The organism is Brachybacterium sp., from assembly GCF_052095815.1.
GTDB lineage: Bacteria > Actinomycetota > Actinomycetes > Actinomycetales > Dermabacteraceae > Brachybacterium.
In genome coordinates, this window is the sequence record NZ_JBQDLF010000009.1 from 52,350 (window position 1) to 61,742 (window position 9,393).

The following is a 9,393-nucleotide window of genomic DNA, read 5'->3' on the forward strand; positions in this document are numbered from 1 at the left end:
GCCTCTCGTCTTCCTCTCGTGTTCCTCGCGCGCGATCCCCTCTGAACTGTCGCTTGGCCGGTCCTTGTGCGACAGCTGAGAGGGGATGGCGGCCCGTGGGTGCCACGTAGATCGCCACGTAGGCCGCAGTGCAGGCTGAGGCTCAGGCCGCGACGGTCTTCAGCGGGCGGCGACCTTCAGCTCGCGACCGCTCTCAGCGGGCGGCGACGGCGATGGTGTCCAGCGACTGCAGCAGCGCCCCGCGCCGAGGATCCATCAGCAGGTCGATCCGCAGCGAGGGTGCGCCGTCGCCCCGGCCGGGCACCGTCCAGCGCAGCTGGGCACGGCTGAGCACCTGGGCGTCCTGGACGCGGAGCTGCTCGAGCCTCCCCATCTCGACCCCGGAGGCTGTGAGCGCGGCGCTGAAGCGGCGTCGGCGTTCCTCGCGGGGAACGTCGAGGTCCATGTTGTCCGCGAACCAGGCCTCGGCCACGGTGTCATCGTCCGTGCACAGCCACCGCAGCGCCGCGTCGGCCGCCTCGAGGGTGCGGGCGGCGGCCTGCACCGGGCGCCGGGCCAGCAGCCTGGGGACCTCCTGCTGGAGGAGGCGCAGCGTCTGCATCGACAGGGGAGTCGCCGGGGCGTACTTCGAGTTCGCCAGCGCCACCACCCCCACCCCGGAGTCACGGTGCCAGACCATGAAGGAGCCGTACCCGGGGTAGCCGCCCGAATGGGATATGACCTGCCCGAGGTCCGGGAAGTCCTCGACCACCAGGCCGAATCCGTAACCGCGCACCCGGTCGAAGCCGGGCGAGAGGGCGGCAGAGGCGGCAGGGCCGGCGGCGCCGGTACTCGTGGGGGTGGCGGCGGTGCCGGGTGCGGCGGCAGTGCCGGTGACGGCGGGCGTGACAGCGGAGGTGCCGCGGACGGCGGGATGTGCCGGGAGCGCCTGGTGGCGGTACAGCTGCTGCATCTCGCGCCGGGAGGCGGTGGCCAGCGGGCCGGTCGAGCGCTGCGCGGCGTCGGGGGCGTCAGCCGCGGCGAGGAAGCGCACCCAGGCGGCCACGTCATCCACAGTGGAGAACAGCCCGGCCATCGCTCCGTACACGCCGGGGGAGTCCAGCGGCACGGGCTCGAAGCGGCTGGCGTCGGTGCGATCGGCCAGGCGGTGCCCGGTGGCCAGCTGCGCGGTGTCGATCTCGGCTTCCGACCAGCCGGTGGCGCCCAGGCGGAGCGGCTCGAGGAAGCGGCGCCGGATCTCGTGGGTGTAGTCGCTGCCGGTGATCTCGTCGATCACCCTGCCGAGCAGCGCGTACCCGGTGTTGGAGTACTCGAAGCCGGTGCTGGGACGGTGCACGTGTCCGAGCCCGCCCCGCAGCATGGCCGCGAACTCCTCCCGGGTCATCGCCTCCTGGCGGTCACCCCAGGGATTGTCGGTCACCAGCCCAGCGCTCATGGTGAGCAGCTCGCGCAGGGTGGGTTCGCGGTCGTCGGCAGCGAGGTCGAAGGCTCCGGCGGCTTCGGGGACATAGGCGGAGACGGGATCCTCCAGGCGCAGCCGGCCCTCGTCCCGCAGGGCGAGGATGGTCGCGGCGGTGAAGGACTTCGTCATCGAGGCGATGCGGGAGACGGTCCCTCGTTCCATCGGCCCGGAGCCGGCGGCCTGCACGCCGCCGGTGAGCTCCCGCGCTCCGGCGGCGCCGTGGGCGAGCACCGCCTGCTGGTGGCCGTGGCCGCCGATGATCGCCCAGGTCACTCCCGCAGTGCGGTGCTGGATGACGGCATCGTCGAACAGCGCGGCGACGGCGGTGGTCACGGAATCGGGCAGAGCAGGGGCGCTGTGGCTGGTCTCAAGCATGGCTCTCACTCTAAAGGCTGGGGAGGGGTCTCTTCGGCGCCCGTGCAGCTACTTCCGGCGCCCGTGTAGAAGCTGTGGATCACTGCGGCGACCTCCTCGCCGAGCACCTCGGCCAGAGGCGCGGGATCGGTGCGCGAGGGATCGAAGGGGGCTCGAGGGGAAGGCGCTGCCGCTGCACCGACGGCATCCGCGCTGACGGCATCGGGTGCGCCATCCGAGGGCTCCGCACCTGCGGGCGAACCCGTCTGGCCGGCGGCGTTCGTCCCCTCGGACGGGCCCGGCGTCCCTGCAGCGCCCGTCGGTTCCCCGCCGCTCGCCGTGGGCACCAGGTCCTCGAGGGTGAGCCCGCGCAGGGTCAGCAGCAGCACCGGGTGCTCGTCGACCGCCTCGACCAGCACGTACAGCAGCGCGGCCACGTGCCGGCAGGGCCCGGGCCAGTCCAGGCACGAGCAGTCATGGGAGAGCTCGGCGGCACTCCGCGGGAGCAACGACACCTCGGACCGCGCCAGCTCTGCCTCGACCTCCTGCGGGTAGCTCCCGCCGGCCATCCGGGCCGGGAGCTCGGGACGAGTCCTTGCGACCTGCAGGAACGCCTGTCGGTCACCCTCCCGGAAGGCGGGCAGCTCGAGGCGTGCCTGGTACAGCTCGCCGTCGGCGTCCAGGACGTCGCCGCGAGCGACCCCCACGGCGACATCCAGCCACTGCACCCTTCCGGCGCGGGCGTCGGCCTTGCCCCGGCCCACCCTCGCAGCACCCAGCAGATCCTCCGCCCCCTGGCGCAGGGCGACGGCATGCCAGCCCTTGCCGATGGGGCCACGGCGCGAGATCAGCTCGATGCTCACAGCCCGTCCTCTTCGTCCTCGAGGGAGAGCAGGTCGAACAGGCGATCGTTGTCGAGGGAGGCCAGCCAGTCCTCGCCGGGGCCGACGGTCAGCTCCGCGAGCGACTGCTTGTCCTGGAGCACGGTGTCGATCTTCTCCTCGACGGTCCCGGCGCTGACCAGCTTGCTCACCGTCACGTCCCGGCGCTGGCCGATGCGGAAGGCACGGTCGGTGGCCTGGTTCTCCACGGCGGGGTTCCACCAGCGATCCAGGTGCACCACGTGGTTCGCGGCGGTGAGGGTCAGGCCGGTGCCGCCGGCGCGGAGGCTCAGCAGCATCAGCCCGGGCCGGTCGCGGTGCTCCTGGAACTCGGCGACCATCTGATCCCGATCCCGCTTGGAGACCCCGCCATGCAGGAAGGGCGCCGACGACACCCCCAGCTCCGCGAACTTCTCCTCCCAATACGGCACCAGCAGGTGCCCGAAGGTCGTGAACTGGGTGAACAGCAGCACCTTCTCGCCCTTCTCGAAGGCGGCGCCCAGCAGGTCGTCCACCAGCTCGAGCTTGCCCGAGCGATGCTCGCCGTCGCGCACCAGCGGGGACCCGTCGCCCAGGTAGTGGGTGGGGTGGTTGCACACCTGCTTGAGACGGGTGATGGCGGAGACCACCAGGGTGCGGCGGTTCTTCTCCTCGGCGCCGTCGATCTGGACCATCAGGTCCTGCACGATCGCCTCGTACAGCCCGGCCTGCTCCGGGGTCAGGTTCACCACCCGCGTCAGCTCGATCTTCTCCGGCAGGTCCTTGATGATCGAGCGGTCCGTCTTCAGCCGTCGCTGGATGAACGGGGAGGTGACGAGCTTGAGGCGGCTGATCGCGGCACCGTCCCCCTCCTCCTCGATCGGGGTCGCTATCCGATCCTGGAAACTCTTCGCGCTCCCCAGCAGCCCGGGATTCACGACCTCCATCAGGGAGTGGAGGTCCGCCAGCCGGTTCTCGACCGGGGTGCCGGTCAGGGCCAGCCGGTGCGGGGCCTGCAGCGAGCGAGCGGCCCGGGTGACCTGGGTGGCGGGGGTCTTGACGTGCTGGGCCTCATCGAACACCAGGCGATGCCAGGGCACGGCGGAGAGCACCCGCAGGTCGCGGGCGAGCAGCGAATAGGTGGTGACCACCAGGTCGAGGTCCGCGGCACCCTTCACGAACGCCTCGTCCCGCAGTCGGTCACCGCCGTGATGGACGTGCACCTTCAGCTGCGGGGCGAAGGTCGCGGCCTCGCGCTGCCAGGCCCCCACCACGGACATCGGGCACACCAACAGGGTGGGACCCACGGGCTGAGGGCCCGCTATGTGGGGGCCCGCTGGGTGCAGGACTCCAGGATGAAGGGCTGCAGGCTGGGGGATTGCAGGCTGGGTGCCTGAGGCCTGCGGGGGGACCTGACCGGGCAGCCCTTCCCGTTCCCGGCACAGCAGCGCGAGCACCTGCATCGTCTTGCCGAGCCCCATGTCGTCGGCGAGGATCCCGCCGAGGCCCTGCTGGTCCAGGGCCCACAGCCAGTTCAGCCCGTCGAGCTGATAGAGCCGCAGCGTGGCCCGCAGCGAGCGCGGCTGTGGATAGTGCGGCGCGCCGCCACCGCCCGGCATCAGCCGTGCCAGGCCGTGGCTGCCCCCTGAGACGAGTGCGGAGACCCCGAAGTCGACGTCCGCCGCATCGGGGGAGAGGATCAGGGAGAACATCTCCAGCCAGGGGGCGCGGCCCACGACCTCTGCCGGGACCGGAGCGGGTGGCAGCGGGGCGGCGACGTGGCCACCGCGGACCGGTGGGGGGACCACCTGCTTCCGCTTCTCGCGGGTGCGGCCCGCGAAGGTGTCGAGGAACTTCTCCGCGGCGCGCAGGGTGGTCGCATCCAGGCGCACCCATTGGCCGCGCAGCTGCACGAGCTCGGACTGCGCCTCCCGGATCTGCTCCATCTCCATCTCGGTCAGCTCGGTCTCTCCCACGGCGACCCGCCAGCGGAAGGAGACCATCGCTCCGAGCCCCACTCCGGAGCCCTTGCGCTCGCCAGGCTCCTCCTCGACCTCCTGCGGGCGCAGCGTCGTCTTCTGCTTCGTCCAGTCGCGGGGCAGCAGCACCGTCACCCCGGCCTCCTCGAGGGAGGGGGTGTCACCGGAGAGGAACTCCGAGGCCTCGGCGGTGGTCAGCAGCCAGTCCACGCCGGTGTCATCCACGGCGGCGCCGCGCACGGTGGGGGCCAGTCGCATCACCGCGGCGGAGGCTTCGGCGGCGCCTGCGGTGCTCAGATCGCCCACCGCACGCAGATCGGCGACCGGATGCACGGTCCCGTCGGGCTCCCGCAGGCAGGTCTGCAGCGGCCAGGCGGTGCCCAGGGGCGGCTCGAACAGCCGTACCACCAGTTCGCTGTCCCCGGAGCTGAGCTTCACTCCCGGGCGGCCGGAGTCCACGAGGGTGTCGAAGGCGGCGGTGATCCGGCGCTGGGTGGGCAGGTCTGCACGCAGCTCGCCCTCGTCGGCCAGCGCCCACAGCACTCCGTGCTTGTCTGCGGCCGGGGGCGGGACGCGGCGCAGGTGTGCGGCGAAGGCATGCCGTGCGTGCCCGTCGACCAGGGCGTGCAGCATCCGGGGCGCATCGCGGTCGGGGGCGCGCCACTGCATCACCGGGCGTCCGTAGCGTTCCTCGGCCCGTGCCCGCAGATGGCGCTGCTCCACCAGGGCCTGGGCGCGAATGTCCAGCACGATCGCGGCCACCAGATCGGGCATCGCGATCAGCTCGTCCGCGAGCCGGGCGGCAGCGCCATCGCTGATCAGGGACGCGAGGTGGTCGGTGAAATCCTCCCCGAACCGCTCTTCGAGCAGCGTGGACGCCCCGCCCACCAGCGCGGTCAGCGCCGCACCGTCGAGTGCCAGGGCGGGCACCCGGCGGTCGCCGTCGCGGCCGGGGATCCGCACCCGGTGGCGCAGCAGGTCGGGGGCGTCGGCCAGGGCCTCGGCGATCACCGGCGGGGCATCGCTGCGCAGGGCGGAGAGATCCTCGAGCGCGCGCGATCGGCCCGGCCCGGTCTGCTCTCGCACCCACAGCGCAGGGCCCAGGTCGTCATCGACGACGAGGTGCAGGCGGCGAACAGGCATGACCTCAGACTATGCGGCGGGGCGGACAGTCGCCGGGCCGGGCGCCCGACTGTGGACGAACGCTCAGAGCCCGTCGATGATCAGCGCCGTCGCGTCGAGCCAGGCTTCCTTCGTCTTGGCGGAGACCCGGGGCCAGTCCAGATGGGAGCCGTCCACGAACTGCTGCTCATAGGGCACCTCGGTGACCGCGCGGGTATGGGCGCCGAAGTGGGCGAGCAGGCGGCTGCGCAGAGTCGGATCGAACTTCCCCTTGGAGGAGTGGGACAGGATCGTGACCGCATGGTCGACCTGCTCCGCGAGGCCGGTCGCCCGCAGCTCATCGATCATCCAGGCCGCGGCGTTGAAGGTGTCCTCGCGCACGGTCGAGACGATGACCAGCTGGTCTGCGCTCTTGACCGCGGCGAGCCAGTTCGAGGCGCGCACGTTGTTGCCGGTGTCGATGACCTTGATCCGGTAGAACCGGGAGAGGGCGTCGTTGAGGTCGGCGAAGGCGGTCTCGTCGATCGAGGCGGCCGAGCCCGGATCCTCGTCGGAGGCGAGGATGTCGAACCGCATCTCGCCCTGGGGACGCACATACGGATCGAGGTCCGCATTGCTCGCCGCGGGGGCGCGCAGGGTCTCGATGTCGTGGAGCAGATCCACAGCGGTGCGGTGGTGGTCCGTGGGGATGCCCCGCCAGCCCAAGGTGCCGCGGGTCTCGTTGTTGTCCCAGGCCAGCACGTTTCCGCCACGAGTCACGCCGAGGGTCGCCGCGACCATCAGTGACGCGGTGGTCTTGTGGGCGCCGCCCTTGAGGTTCACCACCGCGATGTTCCGCGGGCCCTCGAGCGGCCGACGGATCCGCTCCAGACGCTCGGTCTCCATCCGCTCACGACGGTTCGGCCGCGGGGAGATCACACCGCCGGTGAGACGGGTGATGAAGCCCGGCACCCCGCGGGTGGCCTTGACCTTCTCGCGCTTGGAGGTCGAGGACTGCAGGTCCTGGAGTGTGGGCCGGTGGGCGTCCTTCTCCGGAACGGTCCGGGCTGGCAGCGGACGCTTCCGAGCCGTCTCCTGCGCGGTCCGCGACGCGGGACGAGAGGACGGTGCCGGTGACGCCGACGATGCGGACGATGCGGACGCCGCCGAAGGAGCCGACGGGGCTGACAGAGCCGACCGGGCAGACGGTGCAGACATCGCCGACGGGGCAGACGGTGCAGACATCGCCGACGGGGCCGATGAAGCAGACATCGCCGACGGGGCCGACGGGGCCGATAGGGCTGACGGCGCAGACGCGGCAGAGGACGCCGAGACGGCAGAGGTGGCCGACGGGCCGGAACCGGCTGAGGCGGCGAGCGATGCCGAGGTGCCGGATACGGCGGAGACGCCCGACGGGCCCGAACCGCCCCGGGCAGCGGGCAGCGTCGACGGAGGCATCGCGGCAGCCCGACGGCGGCGGGCCCCGTGCGGGCGCACCGTGGGCAGCTCCCCGGTCGCCGGCGAGCCGATCGCGGCATGCTCACCGGTAGCTGGCGAGCCGATCGCCGCATGCTCACCGGTGACCGGACCGCGGAGCGCCGCCTGGTCGATGCTGCTGAGGTCCGCGGTGTCATCGGTGGGTGGGGCGATCAGCGGATCGTCGATCCCGGGGCCGTACAGCGGGCGGTCGTCCGCCTCGCGGCCGGTGATCCGTCCCGTCGGCTCCACCAGCAGGTGGTGACGAACATGCGGCTCGACGATCACCACGGCGATGTCCTGCCCGGTCGCCTTCGCGGAGGTGATGAAGGCCTGCTTCACCCGGTCCCGGATCTCCGGCAGGTCAGCGCCGGAGACCTCGACGGTCTCGTCGGCGAGGTGCACGGTGGCAGTCGTATCGGAGGTGATCCGCGCCTGCGCGATCATCTGGGTTCCTTCCGCGTACTGAGCGCCGCCGCGTCCGAGGACGGGCGGCTTGGTTCGGGACCACTCTACGGGCGCACGGCCGGGTGCTCCCCCTGTTGCTCACCTACAGTGGCGGCGTGCACACCACATTGCTCAGCGATCCCGCGATCCCCGGGATGGATGAGGACGCCGGCGGGGTGCTCGGCGAGGTCGCGGTGCTGCTCGACGGAGCCGGAGTGCCGCGGCGCTTCCGAGCCGGTTGCAGCCATTCGGTCAGCTGGTTCTCCCATGCCCTGGCCGCGCGTCTGCTCGGGCACGCCCAGGATCCGACGGTTCCGCTCCGGACCGCGCTGGCCCGCGCGATCGAGGACGTGGGCGCGCTGCACCAGGCCACCTGTGACCTCGATCGTGGCGGACCCTCGGCGACCGTGGTCGCAGTGCGACGCACCGAGGAGCGGCTGGAGCATCTGGTGCTCTGTGACTCCTCGTTGCTGCTGCACGGCCCCGGCGGCGACGTCATGCGGGTGACGGACACCAGGGTCGAAGAGGTGGTGCGCTCCGAACGGACCGCCGACGCGATCGAAGCGCGACGCAACAGGCCGGGCGGCTTCTGGGTGGCTCGGCATGAGCCCGAGGCGGCCGACGAGGCGATCGAGGGAAGCAGCCCGCTCGCACAGTGGCAGAGGGCGCATCTGGTCTCGGACGGAGTCACCCGTGCCGTGGACCTGCTGGGGCTGCACAACGACGCCTCGCTCGCCGCCTCTCTGGCGAAGGACCCGCAGGCGCTGCTGCGCCAGCTGCGCGCCGCAGAAGCGGGGCTGGCCCCGGCTCGCCGTCCCCGGAAGCTGCACGATGATGCGACCGTCCTCACACTTTGCCTGACCGGCCCGTGAGGACGCTCCTGAAGCTGGGAACTCCCCGGGTGTCGACCATCCGTTCAGGCCTCGGGCGCGTGGTCTGCAGCACTTCGTGAGGTGGCGGGGAACCGTCCTCCAGCCTGGCGATTTGCCCGGTTCATGACGCGCCCTTGAAGCGCGGGACACCGAGGAATACCTTTGCCGAACCTGCATGTCACCTGCAAGAACACTCAGTGCTGCCGCGTTTGCAGAGGCCGCTTGAAGGCCTATGCTCAGGAGCACGACGGGAACGCCAGGAAGGGCTCCCGCTCGGCGGCCAGGGGGTGGCGCCCATCCCCGATTCGGCTGATACTCTTCCGAGAGTCGGAAGACGTTGAAAATTTTATAGATGTGCCGTTCCTCAAGACCCCCCTCATGGGGAGCGGCCAGACGGGCATCAATGCCAGGTTCCCCCACCTATGGCAGCCCGTCCGCCTGTTCGCCCGCACCCACCCCTGACGGACGACAGGCCTGACGAGCGGTCCGCGAGCCCCCGACATTGTCGGTTGAGTGCTCCGGGCCGCTCGTCGCTTTTTGCGTCAGACCCAGCCTGTGCCGCAGATGCCCTTCTCATATCCTGCCCAGCGCCCAGTCTGCTGTGGAGCTCGCCGCGGATCTCGTGTCGCGCTCACCGCGGATCCCGGTCGCGTCCGAGCCACAATCGGTGCAGGTGTGGCTCGGACGCGACCGAAATCGTCAGGCGACTGCTCAGGCTGCGCCTGGTGGCTGCGCTCCTGTCGCTCGCGAGCTCGCAATGCGTCGCTCAGGCTGCGCCTGTTGGCTGGCTCCTGTCGCTCGCGAGCTCGCAATGCGTCGCTCAGGCTGCGCCTGTTGGCTGG

5 protein-coding genes are annotated in these 9,393 nt (G+C 71.4%); 1 reads left to right on the plus strand and 4 read right to left on the minus strand.

Going from position 1 to position 9,393, the window contains the following annotated elements; all coding sequences use genetic code 11:
* Positions 1-193 precede the first annotated feature (193 nt).
* From ACTH43_RS05740 to ACTH43_RS05755, 4 genes are all read right to left on the minus strand, one after another.
* Positions 194-1,837: a serine hydrolase domain-containing protein gene (locus ACTH43_RS05740; protein WP_441443966.1), complete on the minus strand. Its 1,644-nt coding sequence runs from the start codon at positions 1,835-1,837 to the stop codon at positions 194-196.
* A 5-nt stretch (positions 1,838-1,842) separates the two neighbouring features.
* On the minus strand, positions 1,843-2,679 hold the full coding sequence (locus tag ACTH43_RS05745) for an SWIM zinc finger family protein (protein ID WP_441443967.1): 837 nt from the start codon (positions 2,677-2,679) through the stop codon (positions 1,843-1,845).
* Positions 2,676-5,798, minus strand: coding sequence for a DEAD/DEAH box helicase (locus ACTH43_RS05750; RefSeq protein ID WP_441443968.1), 3,123 nt, complete (start codon positions 5,796-5,798; stop codon positions 2,676-2,678). Before ACTH43_RS05750 ends, ACTH43_RS05745 begins: the two co-directional genes overlap by 4 nt.
* Positions 5,799-5,861: 63 nt before the next feature.
* Positions 5,862-7,679: a MinD/ParA family ATP-binding protein gene (locus tag ACTH43_RS05755; RefSeq protein WP_441443969.1), complete on the minus strand. Its 1,818-nt coding sequence runs from the start codon at positions 7,677-7,679 to the stop codon at positions 5,862-5,864.
* 116 nt (positions 7,680-7,795) lie between these two features.
* Between ACTH43_RS05755 and ACTH43_RS05760 the strand changes: the two genes are divergently transcribed.
* The gene (locus tag ACTH43_RS05760; protein ID WP_441443970.1) at positions 7,796-8,551 is read left to right on the plus strand and encodes a protein phosphatase 2C domain-containing protein; all 756 of its coding nucleotides are present in this window, start codon (positions 7,796-7,798) and stop codon (positions 8,549-8,551) included.
* Positions 8,552-9,393 lie beyond the last annotated feature (842 nt).